This window comes from Microbacterium sp. P26 (genome assembly GCF_023712585.1).
In the GTDB taxonomy this organism is placed as follows: domain Bacteria; phylum Actinomycetota; class Actinomycetes; order Actinomycetales; family Microbacteriaceae; genus Microbacterium; species Microbacterium algihabitans_A.
In genome coordinates this window covers 358,420-378,682 of the sequence record NZ_JAMAXZ010000003.1, presented here as the reverse complement: position 1 = coordinate 378,682, position 20,263 = coordinate 358,420, and the positions used below count along the sequence as shown (strand labels likewise).

Below are 20,263 nucleotides of genomic sequence, written 5' to 3'. Positions count from 1 at the left end.
GCGGAGGAGCGGCGGTCAGGCCTGCGGGCGGTCCTTGTCGGTCTGCTCCGCCTCGGTGTGCTGACGGGCGGCGCGCTGGTCGTCGCTGATCGAGGTGATGTCGTGGTCGGCGACGCCCGCGATGTACTCGGCCTCGGACTCCTCGGCCTCGATGTACTCGTCTTCGGTGACGGCGCCCTGGGCGGCGTCGACGATGCGGAGCACGGCCTGGCTGTGCACCTTGATGACCACGCCGGGCGCGATCTCGACGAGCGCGGGCTTGTCGAGGTCTTCACCGTCGTACTCGACGATGGTGCCGTACAGGCCGCCCTGCAGCAGGACTTCGGCGCCGGCGACGGTCTCGCGGGCCTTCTTCTCCTGCTCGGCCTTCTGCTTCTGCATGCGGCGGCGCGAGCTCCAGAACATGAAGACCAGCAGGCCGATGAGCAGGATGATGAGGCCGTAATCGGAGAAGAACCGGGCGATATCCATCGAGGCGGTGCACCTTTCAAAGTCAGGCGCGCCGTGCGGCACTGCCTAGCGGGGGTAGAGCGGGGGTCGGGGAATCCCCCGCCGAGTATAGGTCATGACCCCTGGCTGAACCGGAGCAGGCCGTCGGGGTGAGGGGCGCCCAGGTGGTCGTACGCCTCCGGGGTGGCGACGCGGCCGCGGGGGGTGCGGCCCATGAATCCGATGCGCACGAGGTAGGGCTCGACGACCGACTCGATGGTCTCGGGCTCTTCGCCGACGGCCACTGCGAGCGTGCTGAGGCCGACCGGTCCCCCGCGGAAGCGCCGCACGAGCGCGTCGAGCACGGCGCGGTCGAGGCGGTCGAGCCCGATGGAGTCGACGTCGTAGAGGTCGAGGGCGGCACCGACCGTGCGTACGTCGGCGTCGCCGTGTTCGGCGCCCGCGGAGGGGCCGTGCACCACGAGGTAGTCGCGCACGCGGCGCAGCAGGCGGTTGGCGATGCGGGGGGTGCCGCGCGAGCGGCGCGCGATCTCGGAGCGCGCGGTACCCGGTAGACCGACATCGAGCATCGACGCCGAACGCGTGACGACCTGCTCGAGCTCTTCGGGCTCGTAGTACTCGAGGTGGGCGGTGAAGCCGAAGCGGTCGCGCAGCGGGTTCGGCAGCAGGCCCGATCGGGTGGTGGCGCCCACGAGGGTGAAGGGGGCGAGGTCGAGGGGGATGCTGGTCGCACCCGCGCCCTTGCCGACCATGATGTCGATGCGGAAGTCCTCCATCGCGAGGTACAGCATCTCTTCGGCCGAGCGCGCCATGCGGTGGATCTCGTCGATGAACAGCACTTCACCCGGCGTCAGGGAGGACAGCAGGGCCGCGAGGTCGCCCGCGTGCTGGATCGCCGGTCCGCTCGACAGGCGCAGGGGCCTGCCGCTCTCGTGCGCGACGATCATGGCGAGCGTGGTCTTGCCGAGCCCGGGCGGGCCCGAGAGCAGGATGTGGTCGGGCGAGCGCTGCTGGATGCGGGCGGCGTCGAGCAGCAGCTGCAACTGACCGCGCACCTTCTGCTGGCCGACGAACTCCGCGAGCGAGGTGGGGCGCAGGGCCCCCTCGATCGCGAGCTCGACCTCGTCGTCGGGGGTCCCCGCGTCGCGGACGTCAGCCACTCACGCTCTCCTTACGGGCGGGGCCGAGCAGCGCGAGCGTCAGTCGCAGCAGCGCCTGCACCGATGCGCGGTCGGCGTCGGAGGCGTTCTCGGCAACGGATGCCACGGCTTCGGCGGCCGTGCGTTCGGTCCATCCGAGGCCGATGAGCGCCTGCGTCACCTGCAGCGGCACCTGTCCGTGCGTCGACACGGCCGCGGGGGCGGTGGCGGGGACCACGGCGAGCTTGCCGGCCAGCTGCACGACGATGAGCTTCGCGGTCTTGGGGCCGATGCCCGACACGCGGCGGAAGGGGGCGTCGTCGTCGTCGGCGACGGCCTGGGCGATCTGCGGCACGGTGAGCGACGACAGCACGCCGAGGGCCGACTTCGGTCCCACGCCGGTCACGCTGATCAGCTGCGTGAACACCGTCAGCTCTTCGCGGGTCTCGAAGCCGTACAGCGACAGGGCGTCTTCGCGCACGATGAGGTTCGTGTGCAGGTGCACGTCATCGCCCACGTGGACGGTGCGGGCGAGTTGCGAGGTGACGGCGACGGAGAAACCGACGCCGCCCACCACGATCACGAGCGAGTCGTCGGCGACATGAGCCGCCGTCCCGTGCAGCGAAGAGATCATGTTCCGAGCCTAGACCTCGGTTCGTACATGTGTTCGAGCGACACGCGTCGTCGGCGTCCGGCGCTTCTCTGCGTCGCGCCAGGCGCGCTGCGCGGGGGTGAGCTCCGCGCCGCCGGGAGCTGCGGCTGCTCCCCCGCGCCACGCGTGGCAGAGCGCGATGGCCAGCGCGTCCGCGGCATCCGCCGGCTGGGGAAGAGCATCGAGGCGCAGCACGCGCGCGACCATCGTCTGCACCTGCAGCTTGTCGGCCGAGCCGTAGCCGGTGATCGCGGCCTTGACCTCGCTGGGGGTGTGCGTGGCGGCGGTCAGGCCGTGCTCGGCGGCGAGCAGCAGGGCGATGCCGCTGGCCTGGGCCGTGCCCATCACCGAATGGCGGTTGTTCTGCGCGAACACGCGCTCGACGGCGACGACGTGCGGCTGGTGGGCGAGCAGAACGTCGCGGATGCCGGCGGCGATGGCCGCGAGACGTTTCTCGATCGGGTCGGTCGGTGCCGAACGCGCGACCCCGACGTGCACGAGGGTGGCCGTGCGGTTGGGGGCGACGTCGACGATGCCGATGCCGCAGCGCGTGAGGCCGGGGTCGATGCCGAGGACGCGCAGGGAAGATGCCACGACCCCCACGCTAGGCGCAGGGGTCGTGGTGGAGCTCAGGGCGCGCCCTTACTCGTCGTTCTCGAGCTCGGCCTGCACCTCGGGCGTCATGTCGAAGTTGGTGTAGACGTTCTGCACGTCGTCACTGTCTTCGAGGGCGTCGATGAGGCGGAACACCTTGCGGGCCGTGTCGGCGTCGACCTCGACCTTGAGCGAGGGCACGAACTCGACGTCGGCGGAGTCGTACTCGATGCCGGCGTCCTGCAGGGCGGAGCGCACCGACACGAGGTCGCTCGCCTCGGTGATGACGCCGAAGCCCTCGCCGTGCGGCTCGACCTCTTCGGCACCGGCCTCGAGGACCGCGAGCATGACGTCGTCTTCGGTGGTGCCCTCGGAGGGGACCACGATGACGCCCTTGCGGCTGAAGTTGTAGGCGACACTGCCCGGGTCGGCGAGGGTTCCGCCGTTACGGCTGAGGGCGGTGCGCACCTCGGCCGCGGCGCGGTTCTTGTTGTCGGTCAGACATTCGATGAGGAACGCGACGCCGTTCGGGCCGTAGCCCTCGTACATGATCGAGGCGTACTCGACGGCCTCGCCGCCGATGCCCGCTCCGCGCTTGATCGCGCGGTCGATGTTGTCTTTGGGGACCGAGGTCTTCTTGGCCTTGAGCACGGCGTCGAAGAGGGTGGGGTTGCCCTGGAGGTCGGCTCCACCGAGCTTCGCCGCGACCTCGATGTTCTTGATGAGCTTGGCCCACGACTTGGCGCGACGGGAGTCGATGACCGCCTTCTTGTGCTTGGTCGTGGCCCATTTGGAGTGTCCGGACATAGCTTCCAGTCTAGAGCGCGGGGGCGTGGTTGCCGCGTCTGGCCGCGACGTGGTCGAGGAAGCGGCGGTGGAAACGCGTCTCCCCCGTCGATTCGGGGTGGAACGCGGTCCCCAGCAGGGCGCCCTGCTCGATCGCGACGACGCGTCCGTCGGCGAGGGTCGCCAGGGGCACGGCATCCGGACCCCACTCCACCACCGCGGGCGCACGGATGAAGACCGCGTGCACCGGCGGATCGCCCAGGACGGGCACCCCGAGCTCGGTCTCGAACGACGCGGTCTGGCTGCCGAAGACGTTGCGCGCCACGCGCGCGTCGATGCCGCCGAACGTCTGCTGGCCCGTGATCGCGCCGTCGATGCGGTCGGCGAGCAGGATGAGCCCCGCACAGGTGCCGTACATCGGCATCCCGGCGGCGATCGCGGCGCGGATCGGGTCGAACAGGCCGAAGGCGCGCGCGAGCTTGTCGATCACGCTCGACTCGCCGCCGGGGAGGACCAGGCCCTCCACGGCGGCGAGTTCTTCGGGTCGACGCACGGGCTGCGCGTCGGCGCCGAGCCCGCGCAGCACGGCGAGGTGCTCGCGCACGTCGCCCTGCAGCGCGAGCACTCCGACGCGGGGGCTGTTACCAGCCACGCTCGGCCAGGCGGTGCGGGGCGGGGAGGTCGGCGACGTTGATGCCCACCATCGCCTCGCCGAGTCCGCGCGACGCCTCGGCCACGATCTTGGGGTCGTCGTGGAAGGTCGTCGCCTTCACGATCGCCGCGGCGCGCTGAGCGGGGTTGCCCGACTTGAAGATGCCGGAACCCACGAACACGCCGTCGGCGCCGAGCTGCATCATCATCGCGGCGTCGGCCGGGGTGGCCACTCCCCCGGCGGTGAAGAGCACGACCGGCAGCTCGCCGGTCTCGGCGATCTCGGCGACGAGGTCGTAAGGCGCCTGCAGTTCCTTGGCCGCGACGTAGAGCTCGTCCTTCGTCTTGGCGCGCAGGGCGTTGATCTCGCTGCGGATCGTGCGGATGTGCTTGGTCGCCTCCGACACGTCGCCCGTGCCGGCCTCGCCCTTCGAGCGGATCATCGCCGCACCCTCGGTGATGCGGCGCAGGGCCTCGCCGAGGTTGGTCGCCCCGCAGACGAAGGGGACGGTGAAGTTCCACTTGTCGATGTGGTTGACGTAGTCGGCGGGCGAGAGCACCTCGGACTCGTCGATGTAGTCGACGCCGAGCTCCTGCAGGATCTGCGCCTCGACGAAGTGGCCGATGCGGGCCTTCGCCATGACGGGGATCGAGACCGTGGCGATGATGTCGTCGATGAGGTCGGGGTCGCTCATGCGAGCGACGCCGCCCTGGGCGCGGATGTCGGCGGGCACGCGCTCGAGCGCCATGACGGCGACGGCGCCGGCGTCTTCGGCGATGCGCGCCTGCTCGGCGGTGACGACGTCCATGATCACGCCGCCCTTGAGCATCTCGGCGAGACCGCGCTTGACGCGGGAGGTTCCGGTGTCGGTCATGTCCACTCCGTTCCGCGCCGATGCGACGCGTGGTTCCGCGCTTCGGGGCGCGATTCTTTGGCTTAGGCCAAACCGTAGCATGGCTCAGGACATAGGCTGGGCGAGACTCAGGGGGGCTCATGAGCATCGACATCACCGGCCGATCGGCATCCGAGATCGCCGCCGATCTGCGCACGCGCATCGAGCGCGCAGAACTGACCCCGGGAACCCTGCTGCCGTCGGTGCGCGCCGTCGCGGCCGACCTCGGCGTCAACCGCAACACCGTCGTCGCCGCGTACCGGCAGCTCGCGCAGGCGGGCCTCGTCGAAGCGCGCGGTCGCGGTGGCACACGCGTCGCCGATCGCGCCGCCGTCGCCCAGGAGGGCTACGCGCCCGACACCGTGCTGCGCGACGTGGGGTCGGGCAACCCCGATCCGGCGCTCATCCCCGACCCGACCGCGGCCCTCGCCCGGTCGGCGCGCCCCGTGCTCTACGGCGAGCCGGTGATCGACCCGGGCCTGGAGGAATGGGCGCGCGACTGGATGGCCGACGGACTCCCCCACGACGATCTGCGACTGACCGTCACGAGCGGTGCGAGCGACGCGATCGAGCGCCTCCTGGCTCAAGCGCTGCAGCGCGATGACGCAGTGGCCCTGGAAGACCCCTGCTTCCTCTCCGCTCTGCACACGGTGCGCACCGGGGGGTATCGGGCGGTGCCCGTGGCGGTGGATGCCGAGGGCATGACGGTCGATGGACTCCGCGCCGCGCTCGAGGCCGGCGTCCGCGCCGTCATCTGCACGCCCCGCGCGCACAATCCGACCGGCGCGAGCCTCACGGCGGATCGCGCGGCGGCCCTGCGCGAGGTCCTCGCGGATCACCCGTACGTGCTCGTCATCGAGGACGACCACTTCTCGCTGCTGTCCCGCGCTCCCCTGCACTCGGTCATCGGCGCGTCGCAGCGCCGCTGGGCGCGCATCCGCTCGATGTCGAAGTTCCTCGGACCCGACACGTGCCTGGCGGTCACGGCATCCGATCCCGACACCGCCGACGGTCTCGGGCAGCGCCTGACGCCCGGAACCACGTGGGTCAGCCACATCCTCCAGCGCCTCACCCTCGCCCTCGTGACCGATCAGGCGGTCCGCGAGGGCATCGAGAGCGCGGCCGTGCACTACGCCGCGCGCAACGCCGCGTTCTGCGCGCAGCTCACCGCACGTGGGTTGCCGGTCAGCCCGGGCGACGGCCTCAACCTCTGGGTGCCGCTGCCGGTGCCCGCGGCGGGCGTGCGCGAAGACCTCATGAGACGCGGATGGCTGGTGCGCGAGGGCGACCCCTTCTTCCTCGGCGACGGCGACCACGGCTCGTTCCTGCGCCTCACGGTGCACGACCTCGACGAGGCCTCGGCCACGACCCTCGCGGATGACCTGGCCGCGGCCGCGGGCGTGCTCCGCGGATCGGGACGAAGTGGGAGGATCGAGGCATGAAGGTCCTCTCGATCCAGTCCGCCGTCGCGTACGGGCACGTCGGAAACTCCGCCGCCGTCTTTCCCCTGCAGCGCATCGGCGTCGAGGTGCTGCCGGTGTACACGGTGAACTTCTCGAACCACACCGGCTACGGAGCGTGGCGCGGGCCGCTCATCGCCCCCGACGACGTCGCGGCCGTGATCCAGGGCATCGAAGACCGCGGCGTCTTCCCCGAGATCGACGTGGTCCTCTCGGGCTACCAGGGCGGCGAGGGCATCGCCGACGTCATCATCGACGCCGTCGCGCGGGTGAAGAAGGCGAATCCGGATGCCGTGTACGCCTGCGACCCGGTCATGGGCAACGCCAAATCGGGGTGCTTCGTGGCGCCCGCGATCCCGGTGCTGCTGCGCGAGCGCGTCGTCCCGGTCGCCGACATCCTGACCCCCAACCAGTTCGAGCTCGGCTTCCTCACCGACACCGAGCCCGGAAGCATCGACTCGACGCTCGAGTCGGCCGACATGCTGCGCTCCCGCGGCCCGCGCACGGTGCTCGTCACGAGCGTCGAGCGCCCCGACCGCGAGCCCGACACGATCGAGATGATGGTCGTCGACGACGCCGGCGCCTGGATCGTGCAGACCCCGCTCATCCCGATGAAGGCGAACGGCTCGGGCGACGTCACCGCGGCGCTGTTCACCGCGCACTACCGCCGCACCGGCGACGCCGCCGACGCGCTCGCCCGCACGGCCTCGAGCGTGTTCGACCTGCTGTCGAACACCTACGAGTCGGGGTCGCGAGAACTGCGTCTCATCGAGTCGCAGGAGGCCTACGCCCACCCGCGCCTGCAGTTCGGCGTGCGCCAGGTGCGCTGAGAACGCTGGGCGCAACCGAGGTCCCCGAGCTCGTCGAAGGGACCGGTGGCTCGCGCAGGTCTCGTGGGTCCGGTGGCTTCGACAGGCTCAGCCACCTTGCGAACGCCAGGTCCCTGAGAGTGACAAGCTCAGCCACCTCGCGTCGCGCAACGGGCCGTCAGCCGCCGTACACGTCCTGATACGCCGCGACCCACATGTCGCCGTCGTCGGGGCACATGAACGTCGTGCCGAACACCATGACGCTCGCGATCGGCGCCTCCGCCTGCAGGCGCGCATCGCCCTGGGCGTCGGCGGGCACCAATTGGGCGAACAGGGGCGAGGTCGCCACGTGCGCCTGCAGGGTCGACGCGTCGACCTCGTGCCGACTGAGGATCGCCGTCTCGCACGCGTCGCCGGCGAGGGCGAGCGACAGGCTCTCGTCAGCCGCGGTCCACGACAGGCCCTGCTGTTCGACGTAGGCGCGCTGCTGGGCGATGAATTCCTGCTGCGCGGGCGTCACCGCCACCAACGGTGACCCGTCCATCGGCAGCTGCTGCTCGCGGAAGTACTCCTCGCGCTCGGCGAAGACGTCTTCGACGCCGTCGGGGGCGACGGTGCCGCTGTACTCCGGAACCGGCGTGCCCGACTCCTCGGCCGCCGGCGACGCCTCCGCATCGGGCGGGAGCGGACTCGGCAACGGGATGCACGCGGTCGTCACCCCGAGCACCGCGACGAGGGCGAGACCGAGGGCGAGGGGGCGGAGGCGAGCGTCCATGGCCCCACGGTAGCCAGACCGACGCCGCCGCGAACCGGGCTTGTGGATAACCCTGTTCTACGCGTTCCAGGCCTCGGAGACGGTGCGGCGCACATCGCCCAGCAACTGCGGCAGTGCCTTGGTCTTCGCGATGATGGGGAAGAAGTTGGCATCCGACGCCCACCGGGGAACGATGTGCTGGTGCAGGTGCGCGTCGACGCCCGCCCCCGCGATCGCTCCTTGGTTCATGCCGAGGTTGAAGCCGTCGCAGTTCGACACCGCGCGCAGCACCCGCATGCCGCGCTGCGTGAGGGCGCCGATCTCGGCGACCTCTTCATCGGTGGCCTGGTCGTAGGTCGCGATGTGGCGGTACGGGCACACCAGGAGGTGGCCCGAGTTGTACGGGAACAGGTTGAGCAGCACGTATGCCGTCTTCCCGCGCGCGACGATCAGCCCGTCTTCATCGCTCTTGCCGGGCGCCGCGCAGAACGGACAGGTCTTCTCCATCGGCTCGCGCCCCGCCGAGATGTACGCCATGCGGTGCGGCGTCCACAGGCGCTGGAACTCGTCGGGCACGCCCGGAAGGGTCGCGGCGTCGACGAGCTCCGCATCGGTCGTGTGCGATCCGGAGCCGTCGACGGCAGGCGTCGAGCTGGAATCCGACGACGAGCCCGCCGCGACGGCATCCGGATCGCTCATCACGCCAGGTCCTCGGCGGTGTTCACCAGGGTGCGCTGGGCGATCGCGCCGGTGATGCGCGCGACGGCCTCTTCGACCGGGATGCCGTTGAGCTGCGTGCCATCGCGGAAGCGGAACGAGACCGTGCCGTTCGAGCGGTCCTGCTCGCCGGCGATCAGCATGAGCGGCACCTTCTGCGTCGTGTGCGTGCGGATCTTCTTCTGCATGCGATCGTCGCTGTGATCGGCCTCGGCGCGAACGCCCTTGGTCTTGAGGTCGGCGACGATGCCCTGCAGGTAGTCGCCGTACTCGGCAGCGACGGGAACGGCCACGACCTGCACGGGCGCGAGCCACACCGGGAAGGCTCCGGCGTAGTGCTCGAGCAGGATCGCGAAGAAGCGCTCGACCGAGCCGAACAGGGCGCGGTGGATCATGACCGGACGGTGCTTCTCGCCGTCGGGGCCGGTGTACTCGAGCTCGAAGCGCTCGGGCTGGTTGAAGTCGAGCTGGATGGTCGACATCTGCCAGGTGCGCCCGATCGCGTCGCGCGCCTGCACCGAGATCTTGGGGCCGTAGAACGCCGCTCCACCCGGGTCGGGCACGAGCTCGAGACCCGAGGCCTCGGCGACCTCGCGCAGCGTCTCGGTCGCCTCGGCCCAGAGGGTGTCGTCGCCGATGAACTTCGGGTTGCCCTCCTCCTTGGTCGACAGCTCGAGGTAGAAGTCGTTCAGGCCGTAGTCGCGGAGCGTCTGCAGCACGAAGTCGAGGCTGTGCGTCAGCTCGCCCTTCACCTGGTCGGCCGTGACGTAGATGTGCGTGTCGTCCTGGGTCATGCCGCGCACGCGCGTGAGGCCCGAGAGGGTTCCGCTCTTCTCGTAGCGGTAGACCGATCCGAACTCGCTCAGGCGCAGCGGCAGCTCGCGGTAACTGCGTCCGCGCGAGCGGAAGATCAGGTTGTGGAACGGGCAGTTCATGGGCTTCAGGTAGTACTCCTGGCCCTCGCGCGAGACGTGGCCATCGGCGTCCGTCACCTCGTCGAGCACCATCGGGGGGTACATCCCGTCGGCGTACCACTGCAGGTGGCCGCTCGTCATGAACAGGTCGCCCTTGGTGATGTGCGGGGTGTTGACGACCTCGTAACCGCTGGCGAGCAGGCGCTCGCGCATGTAGCGCTCGATCTCGTAGCGGATGATGCCACCCTTGGGGTGGAACACCGACAGCCCCGGACCGATCTCGTCGGGGAACGAGAAGAGGTCGAGCTCCTTGCCGAGCTTGCGGTGGTCACGCTTGGCCGCCTCTTCGAGCCGGTGCTGGTACGCGCGCAGCTCGTCTTTCGTGGGCCACGCAGTGCCGTAGATGCGCTGCAGCTGGGGGTTCTTCTCGCTGCCGCGCCAGTAGGCGCCGGCGATGCGGGTGAGGTCCCACCCGTTGCCGATGAGGCGCGTGCCGGGCACGTGGGGTCCGCGGCAGAGGTCTTTCCACGCGGTCTCGCCGTCGCGGGTGACGTTGTCGTAGATGGTGAGCTCGCCGGCCCCGACCTCGACGCTGGCGCCCTCGGCGGCTTCGGCCGACCCGCCCTTGAGTCCGATGAGCTCGAGCTTGAACGGCTCGTCGGCGAGCTCGGCGCGGGCCTCGTCGTCGGTGACGACGCGGCGCACGAAGCGCTGGTTCTCGCGGACGATGCGCTCCATCTCCTTCTTGATGACCTTGAGGTCTTCGGGGGTGAAGGGCTCGTCGACCTGGAAGTCGTAGTAGAAGCCGTCGGTGACGGGCGGGCCGATGCCGAGGTTGGCCTGGGGCTTGACACGCTGCACGGCCTGCGCGAGCACGTGCGCGGTCGAGTGGCGCAGGATCGACAGGCCGTCGGCGCTGTCGATCGTGACCGGCTCCACCTGGTCGTCGGCCGTCACGGTCGTGGCCAGGTCTTTCAACTCCCCGTTCACGCGCAGAGCGACGACCGAACGGTCGGGGAAGAGGGCGAAGCCATCGGCGGGGAAATCAGTCACAGAACATCTCCTGAAGGGGTCGTTTCCAGGCTACCGGGCGGGCGTGGTCTCGACGGCACCGGACGTGCCCCATAGTGGAGCGGTGACTCTGGCCATCATCGGCGGCGTGCTGTGGATCCTCGGGATCATCGCGCTGCTCACCGGCGCCCTGCCCGCCGACGACGCGATCGCCGTCGCCGACCGCGTGTGGCCGATCCTGCTCTTCGTCGTCGCGGTGACGATCGTCGCCGAGCTGGCGTCGAAGGCCGGACTGTTCGACGTGGTGGCCGCGCGTCTGGCGAAGCTCGCCCGCGGCCGCACGGCGCTGCTCTGGGTGCTGGTGGTGGCCCTCGCGACGGTGGCCACGGCGTTCCTCTCGCTCGACACCACGGCGGTGCTGCTGACGCCTGTCGTCGTGTCGATGGCGGTCGCCCGCAAGCTCGATCCCCTGCCGTTCGCGTTCGTGACGGTGGTGCTCGCGAACACCGCCTCTCTCGTGCTGCCGGTGTCGAACCTCACCAACCTGTTGGCGTCCGAGGCGCTCGGCGGCGGCCACGATCCTGTCGCGTTCCTCGCCCTGTTGGGTCCGTCGGCGCTCATCGCGATCGCGGTGTCGGTCGTCGTGCTCACGGTGGTGTTCCTGCGGCGTCTGCCGAAGACGTATCCGGATGCCGACTCCCCCCGCGTGTCCGACACGCTCCTGCTGCGCGTCTCCGGCGTCGTCACCCTGGCTCTTCTGCCCCTGCTCGTGGTGGGGCTCGAACCGTGGATCCCCGCGGTGGGGGCTGCGGTCGTGCTGATCGCGGCCTTCGCCTGGCGCGCGCCGCGGGCTCTCGGCATCCGCCTCGTGCCCTGGTCTCTGCTGGTGTTCGCGGGTGGCCTCTTCCTCGCGGTCGGGGCGCTCGAAGCCCTCGGCATCGGCCAGGTCACCACGGTTCTCGCCGGTACCGGTGACGACCTCGTCTCGCTCTGGCAGCTCGCGGGGGTCGGGGCCCTCGTGGCGAACGGCATCAACAACCTCCCGGCCTACCTCGCGCTCGAGTCGGTCGCGGGATCGCCCGTGCGCCTCGCGGCTCTGCTGATCGGCGTGAACGCGGGGCCGATCGTGACGCCGTGGGCGTCGCTGGCGACGCTGTTGTGGCACGACCGGCTCGTCGCGGCGGGCGTCGAGGTGCGCTGGAGCCGCTTCGTGCTGCTCGGCGCCGTGATCGCCCCGCTCATCCTGCTGCTGGGCGTGCTGCCGCTGGTGCGGTGAGCGTCAGTCTTCGTAGGCGCGGGCCCAGGCCTTCGTCGGCTCGATGAACCACACCGCGAGCCCTTCCCGCATGCCGTACGGCTCCCCGGTGTAGAGCCGCGAGATGCGGTCGACGTACGCGAGGGCGTCGTCACCGTCGAAGCGCTCCACCGCCGTGCCGCGGACGAACGCCATCGAGTACGGGTTGTCGGCGGCCACCACCGAGATCGCGACGCGCGGGTCACGGCGCAGGTTGCGGTCCTTCAGCGTGTCGACCTCGGTGAAGAGCACGAGCCGCTCCCCCTCGACGGCGACCCACAGCGGGATGGAGTGCGGAGATCCGTCCTTCATCAGCGTCGCGAGGTGGGCGACGACGTCGGTCTCGAAGTAGGGCTTGGCGGTGGTCCAGTCGGTCATGTCTTCTGCAACGCGCCGACCGCCGTCGGCCATTCCGCTCAGGTGCGAGCCGGCTCCGGCATCTGTTCGTTCGGAACCTCGCGGAACACCATCTCTTCGCGCCGGCTGCTCTCACGGGGCGCGGATTCGTCGGGCTCGGGCACGACGTACAGACCCCGACCGGAGTTGGCGTTGTAGGTCAGTGCGTGCAGCCACGCCGGGCTCAGCTGGGGAGAACGGCTGCCGTGGTACTTGAAGACGAGCGAGACGTTGGGGTGGATGTACACGGTCGTGCGTCCGCCACCCGTACTGATGTCGTCTTTCCACGAGAACGGAAAGCTCTCTCCGCGCCGCACCTTCGCCATCATCACAGCCTGCAGGTGAGCGAGGAGTCGGTCTTCGAAGTCGACCTTGATGTTGCCGTCGTAGATGAACTTGCCCATGCTGGCCCCCAGACTGGTCTGCCCGGTCCGCGCGCGTCTCCGGCGAGAACTCGAACGCGACGGCCGGCTCACGACCCGTGGGCTCAGACTGTCGCACGACGACGCGGCGGTCCAGCCCCTTGCGAGCGCTGCGGCCCCGGGATATCGGCGCGGTCGATCAGGCGGTGCGGCTGACGCGCAGGATGACGCGGTCGCCGGGCTTGCGCTGCACCTTGCGCACGATCGCCTCGAAGCCGATGATCGCGCGGTACTGCCAGCCGTACTTGCGCTTCAGGGCGGAGTCGGCGCGGCGGTCGTCTTGCGCCGGTCCCGCGATGCGCGCGTGCGCCACGACCGTGATGGCATCCGGCTCGACCTTGCCCATGCGGCTGCACGGACGCAGCACCACGCGGGAGTCGTTACGCAGGCGCTTGACCTTGCCGGTCGTGCGCTCGCTGGTGACGACGAGCTCGTCGCCGTCGCGAGCGGTCCACACGGGAACAGCGACGAGTTCGCCGTTGCGGCGGTACGTGCCGAAGGTGACGAAGTCGGATGCCGCGATCTCGCGCCAGAGGGTGTCGGGGACGGTCATGGTGTCACGCTAGCGATCCCGTCCTGTCGACGGCGGGGCTTGCACGACGACGGAGGGGATGCACGGTTCGCTGGCCGATGCGCGCAGACTGTGTGGGAACGCTTCCATGACAAGGTTGTCTCTGCCTACGGTGGCGATCGTGGGGAACTATGAGGTACCGATGGTGGGGGCAGTGGTGGTGTCGTTTCAGACGCTTCGGTTCGGTCTCTCGAACGAGACGATGATGCTGCTGACTTCGGTGCACACCCCCGAGGGGCGGTTGGTGAGTCCGATCGAGCATGAACGGGTCGCCCAGTATCTGGAGAGCATCGGGGTGCTCTGAGTCGAGGATTCGCGCCTCGCGAACCTCAAGGCCAGCGCAAGGAATCCTCAACGTCGGCTCAATTCATGCGAATAGGTGTCCCCCATTCGGTGGACATGATCTAGCGTCATGTGTGTTCCCGCCGCCAGGCACTCCGCAGCCCCCCTTACTGGCGGCGGGAACGACCTCTTCCCGCTCCGAGTCCGTGGCCGTCGATGTGGACGCCGCAGCGGGGCGTCATGGCCCCTCGCGGTCGCGCAACCGCGTCCTCCCCGGGCCGACCTCGCCGGCGGGCGTCACGCATAGAGCCTCTCGGGTTCGCGAGACTGCATCTCGCTGACAAGTGAGCTGCAGGCTGACGCGGGTTCGTCGGCTGGTTGCAGTCTCGATGCGTTGCGCCTCTCGTCGGCGTCCGTGCGCGCGACTCGCCGGACCCGGCGCCACATGTGCGGACTCGGACCGCGGGCTCGGGCCGCCGGCTCGGACCGCGGGCTCGGGCCGCGGGCTCGGGCCGCCGGCCGTGATCGAGCTCCGTAGCGCGAGACTGCATCTCGCTGACAAGTGAGCTGCAGCCTGACGCGGGTTCGTCAGCGAGATGCCGTCTCGGCGCTTTCTGGGCGGCCTCTCCGGGGCGGCCGCGGCCGGTCGAGTCCGTGCGTCGCACCGGCGCCGGGGCGCCGTCCCGTGAGCGCACGAAAAAACCCCCGGCGAACCGGGGGTTTTCGGTGGTGCGCGATACTGGGATCGAACCAGTGACCTCTTCCGTGTCAGGGAAGCGCGCTACCGCTGCGCCAATCGCGCCTGTACAGGCTGTTCTTTTGTGAGTTGAGGTGGCGACGGGATTCGAACCCGTGTAAACGGCTTTGCAGGCCGGTGCCTAGCCGCTCGGCCACGCCACCGTGATGTGGTTCGACCCACGTGTCGTGATTCTCCGTCGGTTTCCCAGACGGAGATCCCTCCACTCGAGCGGATGACGAGACTCGAACTCGCGACCCCAACCTTGGCAAGGTTGTGCGCTACCAACTGCGCTACATCCGCATTTCGTTCCCGGGGCTTGCCCCGAGCACTCGTAAGACATTACCCGATCTGGGCGGCTGCGCAAAACGAGGCGCGCCCCGCGCGTGTCATTTCCGACGACGGGCATCGTGGTCGAAAGCACGTCTCGGCATCCGGTACGATCGATGAGTCCCGTTCGGGATGCGGGCGATTGGCGCAGTTGGTAGCGCGCTTCCTTCACACGGAAGAGGTCATCAGTTCGAGTCTGGTATCGCCCACCGAAAAGGCCCCCGGTTCTCCGGGGGCCTTCGTCGTTTCCGCGTGGACGAGGCTCACTAGACCCTCGTCCACGCGGCGTCCGGATGCTCTCGCCTCCAGTCCTGGCGCGGCCCGCTCTCGGTCGCCGCGTCGGTCAGCCAGATGGTCGAGTCGGGCGCCCAGCCGGCGAGGACGCTCGCGTACTCGTCGTCGACCTCGATCGTTCGCGTCGCGCCGGTGAGGTAGCCGAGGGTGGTCAGGTGCACGGCGTCCCACTCGCGGGCGATACGCCGCCAGTCGGGCTGGAGCCAGCGCCCGTCGCGCCCCGTCGTGCGATACCAGTCGTGCCGGTGCGAGGCCGTGACCTCGAGCGGGTACCGCCGGCACAGGTCGGCCCAGTCGGCGGGTCCGCGGATCTCGAGCGTCCGACCCTCACCGGCGACCGGGATGACCGTCGCGACCTCGTCGCCGAAGGCGTCTTCGACGAGGTCGAGCGCGGCGGCGATGCTCCCCCGGGTCGACAGCATCCAGACGGGCACCGACCACCACTCGCCCGAGAAGCGCGCCGTCGGATCGGTCGGCCACTCCCGTCGCGCGCGCTCCTCGGCGGCGCGCAGGGCGGCGTCCCCGTTCTCGAGGGTTTCGGTCGCGTCGGGGGCCAACGGGCCGGCGCCGTCGCGAAGGCGCCACTGCACCGCCCACTGCTGGTCGGAACGCTCACGACTCCACGTCGACCCGGCGTGGGCGAGCAGGTCGCGTGCGAGGGGCCGCAGCGCGTCGATGATGCGCGGGTCGGCGGCGAGCCGGTCGAGCGTGTCGGGCTCCTGCCAGTACCGCGCGACGTCGACCGTCACGCGCAGCGCGGCGGCCAGCGCGTCGTCGTCGACGGGGGTTCCGGATGCCGAGGCGAGCGCCTGCGCGATGTCGCCCACGCTCGGGTCGGGGATCGGCGCGGGCTCCCCGTCGCCGAAGGCGATCACCGTCGCGCGCTCATCGACGTGATGGAAGGCGTAGAAGCCGACGAGCTCGGCGACGTGCGGGAGCCGCGACGCATAGTCGAGGCAGAGCCGCCTCCCCCGGGGCCCCTCGAGCAGCTGTTCGTTCACCCGCGGGTCCATCCGTAGCGCGCCCTCAGAGCTGCCGCGACGACGTCGAATCGTTTGCGGTCGAGGGCGGCCGCCTCGCGCCGCATTCCGGAGTCGTGCACGAGGTACACCTGCTCGATGTCGACCCACGACGGCCGCCGCTGCGGGTCCCACTCCCCCGTGCCGAGCGAGAGGTACTGCCGGTCGCCGTCGTGCGGCTTGCTCGTCAGGCGTATGGCGTACGAGCGGGTGGCATCCGCCCGCCCGATGACGAGCACGGGGCGGTCTTTGCCGCGACCGTCGCGCTCTTCGTACGGCACCCACGTCCAGACGATCTCGCCGCCGTCGGGGGCGTTGTCGCGCTCGGGGGCGTAGGTGAGTGTCAGGCGCCGTGGCGGGTCGATCTCGACCGTCTGGGCCCCCTCTGCGGCCGTCGCCGGGGCGCTGGGGCGACGTGACGGCGCCGACGGTCGCTCGGGGGCGGCCGTGCGCGTCGGCTTCGACGAGAACAGGCCCAGAACGGCCGACAGCAGACGAGACGTGGTTGACATACCGCCCACCCTAGACACGCGGAACGGGGCGCCACCGACGAATCGGCGACGCCCCGTTCGGGGGTGATGCGTGTCAGGCGCGAGCGTCCGAGAGCACGTAGCCCTCTTCGCCGTGCACGACGGTGTCGATGCCGGCGATCTCGTCTTCGTTCTTCACGCGGAAGCCGATCGTCTTCTCGATCGCGAAGCCGATGACGAACGCGAGCACGAAGGAGTAGACCAGCACCGCGATGGCTGCGATCGCCTGGACGATCAGCTGGTTGAACGAGCCGCTGTAGATCAGGCCGCTGGTGTTGGCGAAGATGCCGAGGTACAGCGTTCCGAGCAGACCACCGACGAGGTGGATGCCGACCACGTCGAGCGAGTCGTCGAAGCCGAGCTTGAACTTCAGCTCGATGGCCAGGGCGCAGACCGCACCGGCGAGCAGGCCGAGCACGATCGCCCAGAACGGCGTCAGAGCGGCGCAGGCCGGGGTGATGGCGACGAGACCGGCGACGGCCCCCGAGGCGGCGCCGACCGAGGTGGGCTTGCCGTCCTTGATCTTCTCGACGATCAGCCACGCGAGCAGAGCGGCGGCGGGGGCGGCGATCGTGTTGACGAACGCGAGGGCCGCGGTGCCGTCGGCGGCGAGCTCCGAACCGGCGTTGAAGCCGAACCAGCCGAACCACAGCAGGCCCGCACCGAGGAGCACGAACGGCGGGTTGTGGGGCACGTGGGCGCCCTTCTGGAAGCCGACGCGCTTGCCGAGCACCAGGGCGAGGGCGAGGGCCGCCGCACCGGCGTTGATGTGCACCGCGGTGCCACCGGCGAAGTCGATCGCGCCGACGCCGAAGACGTCCTGCATGCCGTGGGTGATCCAGCCGCCGTAGGCGAACGATGCATCGTCGGCAAGGCCGAAGTTGAAGACCCAGCTGGCGACCGGGAAGTACACGACCGTCGCCCAGATGCCGGCGAAGATCATCCACGCGCTGAACTTGGCCCGGTCGGCGATGGCGCCCGAGACGAGCGCGACGGTGATGATGGCGAACGTGGCCTGGAACGCGACGAAGGCCAGCGGCGGGTAAGCCGCACCCTCGGGCGTCTCGAGGACGCCGGCGAGGCTGAAGTTGGTCGGGTCGATCGCCCACGGGAACTGGGTCGTGCCCTCAGCGGTGGTCGGGAACGCGATCGAGTAGCCGTAGAGCACCCAGAGGACGCCCATGAGGCCCATCGCGCCGAAGCTCATCATCATCATGCTGATGACGCTCTTGGCCTTGACGAGGCCGCCGTAGAAGAACGCGAGTCCTGGCGTCATGAGCAGCACGAGTGCCGCTGCTATCAGGATGAATGCGGTGTTGCCTTGATCCATCTCGGAGGAAACCTCTCTGCGGGGACGCAGGTGTAGCGTCGGGTCCCCACAGTTTCGTCAGCCCCGGTTTCGGCGGGCGTTCGAGTCGTGTTTCGGGGGCGTTACAGCCCGGCCCCTCCGGTAAACATCGCGTTTCGCGTGGCCGCGAGCCGCTGATGAACGCCCTTTACGAATGCGTGAGCGCGACCAGACGCGACACCGCGCGCAGGTACTTCTTGCGGTATCCGCCGCCCAGCATCTCTTCGCTGAACACGCTGCTGAGGGGTTCTCCGGTCGCGCGGATCGGAATCTGCGCGTCGTAGGCGCGGTCGACGAACGCGACCAGACGCAGGGCGGCCGACTGGTCGTGCAGCACCTTCACGTCGCGCAGGCCGATGACGTCCACCCCGTCGATGAGGCGGATGAAGCGCGAGGGGTGCACGCGCGCGAGGTGGGTCACCAGATCGGCGAAGGAGTCGTCGGATGCCACTCCCCCCACAGCCGCGGCGTCGAGCGCCTCGCGGTACGCCTCGTCGGAGAGTGTCTTCGCCTCTCCGTCGATGGCGCGCTGGCGGAAGTCGGTGCCGTCGATGCGGATGGTGCGGAAGCTGTCGGACATCGACTGGATCTCGCGCAGGAAGTCCTGCGCGGCGAAGCGGCCCTCGCCCAGGGCGTTGGGCGGGGTGTTCGAGGTCGCCGCGAGGCGGGTTCCGGATGCCACGAGCTCGCCCAGCAGTCGCGTCATGACCATCGTGTCACCCGGGTCGTCGAGCTCGAACTCGTCGATGCAGAGCAGGTCGGAACCGCGGAACAGCTCGACCGCCTTGGCGTAGCCGAGCACGCCCACGAGCGCGGTGTATTCGATGAAGGAGCCGAAGTACTTCCGGCGGGCCGGCATCGCGTGGTAGATCGCAGCGAGCAGGTGGGTCTTTCCGACACCGAAGCCGCCGTCGAGGTAGACCCCCGGCTTGACCGGCGGTGTCTTCTCGGCGCGGCGGAAGAAGCCGCCCTTCTTCGCCGGGGCGGACTGTGCGCCGGCGAAGGTCTGCAGCAGCTGCTTCGCCTCTTGCTGCGACGGGTACGCGGCATCCGCCCGATACGACTCGAAGGTCGCGCCGTCGAACTGCGGGGGCGGAACCAGCGCGTTCACCATCTCGGCTCCCGACACCGCGGGCTGTCGATCGGTGAGGTGGATGAGGCCGGTCGTCGCGGGCGTAGAGGTCATGGCCGTCCTGTGTCGCAGTCTTACGAGGGGGTGCATGCCTCGACGCCGCGGATCTAGGGTCGAAGGTGCGGTGTCCACCCTATGCCGCCGCATCCGCCGCCTTGACCGAGGAGTTCTCCGTGACCGTCGAGTTCGACACCACGTCCCCCAAATTCGCCGACTACTCCGAGCCCGGCCGGCTCGTGACGGGCGACTGGCTGCAGGAACGACTTGGTCAGCCCGGCCTGGTCGTCGTCGAGTCCGACGAAGACGTGCTGCTGTACGAGACGGGCCACATCCCCGGCTCGGTCAAGGTCGACTGGCACACCGAGCTGAACGACCCCGTCGTGCGCGACTACGTCGACGGCGAGGGCTTCGCTAAGCTGCTCAGCCGCAAGGGCATCTCGCGCGACGACACCGTGGTGATCTACGGCGACAAGAACAACTGGTGGGCCGCCTACGCCCTGTGGGTGTTCTCGCTGTTCGGCCACGAAGACGTGCGCCTGCTCGACGGGGGCCGTGACCGCTGGATCTCCGAGGGTCGCCCGATCACGACCGACAAGACGGTCGTTGAGCCCACCGACTACCCCGTCGTCGAGCGCGACGACTCGGCGCTGCGCGCCTACAAGGACGACGTGCTCGCCCACCTCGGCAACCCGCTCATCGACGTGCGCTCGCCCGAGGAGTACTCCGGTGAGCGCACCACCGCCCCCGCGTACCCCGAAGAGGGCGCCCTGCGCGCGGGTCACATCCCGAGCGCGCAGAGCGTGCCGTGGGGCAAGGCCGTCGCCGAGGACGGCACGTTCAAGTCGCGCGCCGAGCTCGACGCCATCTACCGCGACGGCGCGGGCCTCTCCGACGGCGACAAGGTCGTGGCCTATTGCCGCATCGGCGAGCGGTCGAGCCACACGTGGTTCGTGCTGAAGCACCTGCTCGGCTTCGACGACGTGCGCAACTACGACGGGTCGTGGACCGAGTGGGGCAGCGCGGTGCGCGTGCCGATCGTCGCCGGCTCCGAACCCGGCGAGGTCCCTTCCCGCTGATCA

Annotated in this window: 22 protein-coding genes and 4 tRNA genes; 6 read left to right on the top strand and 20 right to left on the bottom strand. The window is 69.8% G+C overall.

Features of this window, described 5'->3' with window-relative positions; genetic code table 11:
* Nucleotides 1-15 precede the first annotated feature (15 nt).
* The 7 genes from yajC to pdxS all read right to left on the bottom strand — a co-directional run bounded on the left by yajC (nucleotide 16) and on the right by pdxS (nucleotide 5,147).
* A complete protein-coding gene (yajC, locus tag M3667_RS08335; RefSeq protein ID WP_251507228.1) occupies nucleotides 16-471 on the bottom strand; it encodes a preprotein translocase subunit YajC in 456 nt (151 codons plus the stop codon).
* A gap of 92 nt (nucleotides 472-563) precedes the next feature.
* A complete protein-coding gene (ruvB, locus tag M3667_RS08330; RefSeq protein WP_144833502.1) occupies nucleotides 564-1,610 on the bottom strand; it encodes a Holliday junction branch migration DNA helicase RuvB in 1,047 nt (348 codons plus the stop codon).
* Nucleotides 1,603-2,223, bottom strand: coding sequence for a Holliday junction branch migration protein RuvA (gene ruvA / locus M3667_RS08325; RefSeq protein WP_251507226.1), 621 nt, complete (start codon nucleotides 2,221-2,223; stop codon nucleotides 1,603-1,605). Before ruvA ends, ruvB begins: the two co-directional genes overlap by 8 nt.
* Before the next feature lie 9 nt (nucleotides 2,224-2,232).
* Complete coding sequence (gene ruvC / locus M3667_RS08320; RefSeq protein WP_251507223.1) at nucleotides 2,233-2,835, bottom strand: crossover junction endodeoxyribonuclease RuvC; 603 nt, start codon at nucleotides 2,833-2,835, stop codon at nucleotides 2,233-2,235.
* Between the two features lie 48 nt (nucleotides 2,836-2,883).
* The gene (locus tag M3667_RS08315; RefSeq protein ID WP_144833508.1) at nucleotides 2,884-3,642 is read right to left on the bottom strand and encodes a YebC/PmpR family DNA-binding transcriptional regulator; all 759 of its coding nucleotides are present in this window, start codon (nucleotides 3,640-3,642) and stop codon (nucleotides 2,884-2,886) included.
* Nucleotides 3,643-3,652: 10 nt separating this feature from the next.
* Nucleotides 3,653-4,273 (bottom strand): pyridoxal 5'-phosphate synthase glutaminase subunit PdxT, encoded by a 621-nt coding sequence (gene pdxT / locus M3667_RS08310; protein WP_251507220.1) that lies wholly within the window; start codon nucleotides 4,271-4,273, stop codon nucleotides 3,653-3,655.
* Nucleotides 4,263-5,147: a pyridoxal 5'-phosphate synthase lyase subunit PdxS gene (gene pdxS / locus M3667_RS08305; protein ID WP_251507217.1), complete on the bottom strand. Its 885-nt coding sequence runs from the start codon at nucleotides 5,145-5,147 to the stop codon at nucleotides 4,263-4,265. The genes pdxT and pdxS overlap by 11 nt, the downstream gene beginning before the upstream one ends.
* Nucleotides 5,148-5,266: 119 nt before the next feature.
* Between pdxS and M3667_RS08300 the strand changes: the two genes are divergently transcribed.
* Complete coding sequence (locus M3667_RS08300; protein ID WP_251507213.1) at nucleotides 5,267-6,607, top strand: aminotransferase class I/II-fold pyridoxal phosphate-dependent enzyme; 1,341 nt, start codon at nucleotides 5,267-5,269, stop codon at nucleotides 6,605-6,607.
* On the top strand, nucleotides 6,604-7,455 hold the full coding sequence (pdxY, locus tag M3667_RS08295; protein WP_251507210.1) for a pyridoxal kinase PdxY: 852 nt from the start codon (nucleotides 6,604-6,606) through the stop codon (nucleotides 7,453-7,455). The genes M3667_RS08300 and pdxY overlap by 4 nt, the downstream gene beginning before the upstream one ends.
* Before the next feature lie 157 nt (nucleotides 7,456-7,612).
* On the opposite strand, the gene M3667_RS08290 is transcribed toward pdxY, so the two are convergent.
* Genes M3667_RS08290 through thrS form a run of 3 tightly spaced genes read right to left on the bottom strand, consistent with a single transcriptional unit; the run spans nucleotide 7,613 to nucleotide 10,872 of the window.
* A complete protein-coding gene (locus tag M3667_RS08290) occupies nucleotides 7,613-8,209 on the bottom strand; it encodes a hypothetical protein (protein ID WP_251507208.1) in 597 nt (198 codons plus the stop codon).
* Between the two features lie 57 nt (nucleotides 8,210-8,266).
* Nucleotides 8,267-8,887 (bottom strand): HIT domain-containing protein, encoded by a 621-nt coding sequence (locus M3667_RS08285; protein ID WP_251507205.1) that lies wholly within the window; start codon nucleotides 8,885-8,887, stop codon nucleotides 8,267-8,269.
* Nucleotides 8,887-10,872, bottom strand: coding sequence for a threonine--tRNA ligase (thrS, locus tag M3667_RS08280; protein WP_251507202.1), 1,986 nt, complete (start codon nucleotides 10,870-10,872; stop codon nucleotides 8,887-8,889). The genes M3667_RS08285 and thrS overlap by 1 nt, the downstream gene beginning before the upstream one ends.
* Before the next feature lie 82 nt (nucleotides 10,873-10,954).
* On the opposite strand from thrS, the gene M3667_RS08275 reads away from it, so the two are divergent.
* Nucleotides 10,955-12,106: an SLC13 family permease gene (locus M3667_RS08275; protein ID WP_144833522.1), complete on the top strand. Its 1,152-nt coding sequence runs from the start codon at nucleotides 10,955-10,957 to the stop codon at nucleotides 12,104-12,106.
* Nucleotides 12,107-12,109: 3 nt separating this feature from the next.
* Here the strand turns inward: M3667_RS08275 and M3667_RS08270 are convergent, their stop codons facing one another.
* The 3 genes from M3667_RS08270 to M3667_RS08260 form a co-directional block, all read right to left on the bottom strand.
* Nucleotides 12,110-12,502 carry a TIGR03618 family F420-dependent PPOX class oxidoreductase gene (locus M3667_RS08270; RefSeq protein ID WP_251507198.1) on the bottom strand — a complete coding sequence of 131 codons (393 nt, stop codon included), beginning with the start codon at nucleotides 12,500-12,502 and terminating at the stop codon, nucleotides 12,110-12,112.
* A gap of 38 nt (nucleotides 12,503-12,540) precedes the next feature.
* A complete protein-coding gene (locus tag M3667_RS08265) occupies nucleotides 12,541-12,924 on the bottom strand; it encodes an ATP-dependent DNA ligase (RefSeq protein ID WP_251507195.1) in 384 nt (127 codons plus the stop codon).
* A 157-nt stretch (nucleotides 12,925-13,081) separates the two neighbouring features.
* A complete protein-coding gene (locus M3667_RS08260) occupies nucleotides 13,082-13,495 on the bottom strand; it encodes a PPOX class F420-dependent oxidoreductase (RefSeq protein ID WP_251507192.1) in 414 nt (137 codons plus the stop codon).
* Between the two features lie 139 nt (nucleotides 13,496-13,634).
* Here M3667_RS08260 and M3667_RS08255 point away from each other — a divergent pair, with 139 nt between their 5' ends.
* Nucleotides 13,635-13,817 carry a hypothetical protein gene (locus M3667_RS08255; protein ID WP_251507189.1) on the top strand — a complete coding sequence of 61 codons (183 nt, stop codon included), beginning with the start codon at nucleotides 13,635-13,637 and terminating at the stop codon, nucleotides 13,815-13,817.
* A 705-nt stretch (nucleotides 13,818-14,522) separates the two neighbouring features.
* Here the strand turns inward: M3667_RS08255 and M3667_RS08250 are convergent.
* From M3667_RS08250 to M3667_RS08240, 3 genes are all read right to left on the bottom strand, one after another.
* Nucleotides 14,523-14,597, bottom strand: a tRNA-Val gene (locus tag M3667_RS08250).
* Between the two features lie 27 nt (nucleotides 14,598-14,624).
* Nucleotides 14,625-14,695, bottom strand: a tRNA-Cys gene (locus M3667_RS08245).
* Between the two features lie 66 nt (nucleotides 14,696-14,761).
* Nucleotides 14,762-14,834: transfer RNA gene (locus M3667_RS08240), tRNA-Gly, on the bottom strand.
* Nucleotides 14,835-14,997: 163 nt separating this feature from the next.
* Between M3667_RS08240 and M3667_RS08235 the strand changes: the two genes are divergently transcribed.
* Nucleotides 14,998-15,070, top strand: a tRNA-Val gene (locus M3667_RS08235).
* Between the two features lie 57 nt (nucleotides 15,071-15,127).
* Here M3667_RS08235 and M3667_RS08230 read toward each other — a convergent pair.
* From M3667_RS08230 to zapE, 4 genes are all read right to left on the bottom strand, one after another.
* Complete coding sequence (locus tag M3667_RS08230; protein WP_251507186.1) at nucleotides 15,128-16,156, bottom strand: hypothetical protein; 1,029 nt, start codon at nucleotides 16,154-16,156, stop codon at nucleotides 15,128-15,130.
* Nucleotides 16,153-16,686, bottom strand: a complete 534-nt coding sequence (locus M3667_RS08225) for a type II toxin-antitoxin system PemK/MazF family toxin (protein WP_251507184.1) — start codon at nucleotides 16,684-16,686, stop codon at nucleotides 16,153-16,155. The genes M3667_RS08230 and M3667_RS08225 overlap by 4 nt, the downstream gene beginning before the upstream one ends.
* A 73-nt stretch (nucleotides 16,687-16,759) precedes the next feature.
* Complete coding sequence (locus M3667_RS08220; RefSeq protein WP_251507182.1) at nucleotides 16,760-18,034, bottom strand: ammonium transporter; 1,275 nt, start codon at nucleotides 18,032-18,034, stop codon at nucleotides 16,760-16,762.
* 166 nt (nucleotides 18,035-18,200) lie between these two features.
* Nucleotides 18,201-19,238 carry a cell division protein ZapE gene (gene zapE, locus M3667_RS08215; RefSeq protein WP_251507180.1) on the bottom strand — a complete coding sequence of 346 codons (1,038 nt, stop codon included), beginning with the start codon at nucleotides 19,236-19,238 and terminating at the stop codon, nucleotides 18,201-18,203.
* Nucleotides 19,239-19,357: 119 nt separating this feature from the next.
* Here zapE and M3667_RS08210 point away from each other — a divergent pair, with 119 nt between their 5' ends.
* Nucleotides 19,358-20,260, top strand: coding sequence for a sulfurtransferase (locus M3667_RS08210; RefSeq protein WP_251507178.1), 903 nt, complete (start codon nucleotides 19,358-19,360; stop codon nucleotides 20,258-20,260).
* The last annotated feature ends 3 nt before the right edge of the window (nucleotides 20,261-20,263 follow it).

Bases quoted from the DNA above. Each gene is read 5' to 3' on its own strand.
- M3667_RS08260 (WP_251507192.1), bottom strand. From the start codon at position 13,495: ATGACCGTCCCCGACACCCTCTGGCGCGAGATCGCGGCATCCGACTTC.
- yajC (WP_251507228.1), bottom strand. From the start codon at position 471: ATGGATATCGCCCGGTTCTTCTCCGATTACGGCCTCATCATCCTGCTC.
- M3667_RS08220 (WP_251507182.1), bottom strand. From the start codon at position 18,034: ATGGATCAAGGCAACACCGCATTCATCCTGATAGCAGCGGCACTCGTG.
- M3667_RS08300 (WP_251507213.1), top strand. From the start codon at position 5,267: ATGAGCATCGACATCACCGGCCGATCGGCATCCGAGATCGCCGCCGAT.
- pdxY (WP_251507210.1), top strand. From the start codon at position 6,604: ATGAAGGTCCTCTCGATCCAGTCCGCCGTCGCGTACGGGCACGTCGGA.
- M3667_RS08265 (WP_251507195.1), bottom strand. From the start codon at position 12,924: ATGGGCAAGTTCATCTACGACGGCAACATCAAGGTCGACTTCGAAGAC.
- M3667_RS08225 (WP_251507184.1), bottom strand. From the start codon at position 16,686: ATGTCAACCACGTCTCGTCTGCTGTCGGCCGTTCTGGGCCTGTTCTCG.
- M3667_RS08315 (WP_144833508.1), bottom strand. From the start codon at position 3,642: ATGTCCGGACACTCCAAATGGGCCACGACCAAGCACAAGAAGGCGGTC.
- zapE (WP_251507180.1), bottom strand. From the start codon at position 19,238: ATGACCTCTACGCCCGCGACGACCGGCCTCATCCACCTCACCGATCGA.
- M3667_RS08270 (WP_251507198.1), bottom strand. From the start codon at position 12,502: ATGACCGACTGGACCACCGCCAAGCCCTACTTCGAGACCGACGTCGTC.
- ruvA (WP_251507226.1), bottom strand. From the start codon at position 2,223: ATGATCTCTTCGCTGCACGGGACGGCGGCTCATGTCGCCGACGACTCG.
- M3667_RS08290 (WP_251507208.1), bottom strand. From the start codon at position 8,209: ATGGACGCTCGCCTCCGCCCCCTCGCCCTCGGTCTCGCCCTCGTCGCG.
- M3667_RS08285 (WP_251507205.1), bottom strand. From the start codon at position 8,887: ATGAGCGATCCGGATGCCGTCGCGGCGGGCTCGTCGTCGGATTCCAGC.
- pdxS (WP_251507217.1), bottom strand. From the start codon at position 5,147: ATGACCGACACCGGAACCTCCCGCGTCAAGCGCGGTCTCGCCGAGATG.